Origin of the sequence: Actinacidiphila oryziradicis (assembly GCF_005047355.1) — a bacterium.
GTDB classification, from domain to species: domain Bacteria; phylum Actinomycetota; class Actinomycetes; order Streptomycetales; family Streptomycetaceae; genus Actinacidiphila; species Actinacidiphila oryziradicis.
On the sequence record NZ_SUMC01000354.1, the window covers coordinates 1 to 1,086 of the forward strand.

The following is a 1,086-nucleotide window of genomic DNA, read 5'->3' on the forward strand; positions in this document are numbered from 1 at the left end:
TGAGGAGTTTCCATCCTCAATCCGCAGGTGAGAGGGGCTGGTTTGGGGTTCATCAGGTATGAGTGGGCTGGTCGGCGACCATGATCATCGGGCTTGATCATCCGTCATCGGGTCACCTGGCTGGCGGTCAGGACGAGCAGAGCCCGTAGAAGGGCGGTGCCGTGCTTGGCGTTCATGCGGATCTTGGTGAGGATCCGCCAGTTCTTGAGGTCGGCGAAGCCGTGTTCGTTGGCGGCGCGCTCCCGGCTGACCAGCTTGTTTGCCTGTTTCTCGGCCCGGGTCAGTGGGCGGTTGCGTGCCGCCTTGCGTCCCGTGACGATTGCCGGGTTGTCCGGGTCGTCGTCCAGGCCGACGAAGCCCAGGTCGCCGATCGCGCCGAGTCCGGCTTGGCGTAGGCGGGTGGTGATCTTGTCGTGGCGGGCGGTGGTGGTCTCGCTGGCGCGTCCGGGGCGGGCGGCGGAGATCCAGAGCAGGTTTCCTCGTTCGTCGGTGAGGGCGAGGAAGAGCAGGCCGTGGGCCTTGTGTTTCCCGCTGTGATTACGGCGGTTGGCGGTGCCGGTACGTCTGCGGGTGCGTACCAACGTGCCGTCGATCAGGACGACCTCGCCACCCGATCGGGCTAATTTCTTCAGGGCGCGGTCCAGGCGCGGGGCCTGGGCCGCGAGCAGGTCGATCACCTCCAGCAGCCAGCGCCGCACCGTGGACGCGGAGATGTTGTTGCCGCCGGCCATATCGCAAAGACGCTGGTCGTGACGCATAACGGCGAGGACGATGACCGCCTGACGGCCGGGCGGGAGCTTGCGCCACCGCGATCCGATCGCCTTGAGGTGGCCCCGGATCAAGTCGGCGACCATACGGATGGTACTGGTGGACAAGGGGAGTTGGCACTGGTAGACAACGGCTTCGGTGCCCTCGGCGGGCTCACTGGTCGTTTTCACACACTGCCAACCCGCCGGGGGCACTTTCGGTTGCGACCAGGTGCCGGATGATCAAGCCGAATGATCACGGCCGTCTACCAGCGCGATCACGCCTGACCGCCCCCAAACCAGCGCCTCCCACCTGCGAATTCAGGATGAAAAGCTCTCA

The 1,086-nt window shown here is 65.6% G+C and carries 1 protein-coding gene; it reads right to left on the minus strand.

Going from position 1 to position 1,086, the window contains the following annotated elements:
- Window positions 1-104 precede the first annotated feature (104 nt).
- Complete coding sequence (locus tag FCI23_RS55855; protein ID WP_136731785.1) at window positions 105-938, minus strand: transposase family protein; 834 nt, start codon at window positions 936-938, stop codon at window positions 105-107.
- Window positions 939-1,086 lie beyond the last annotated feature (148 nt).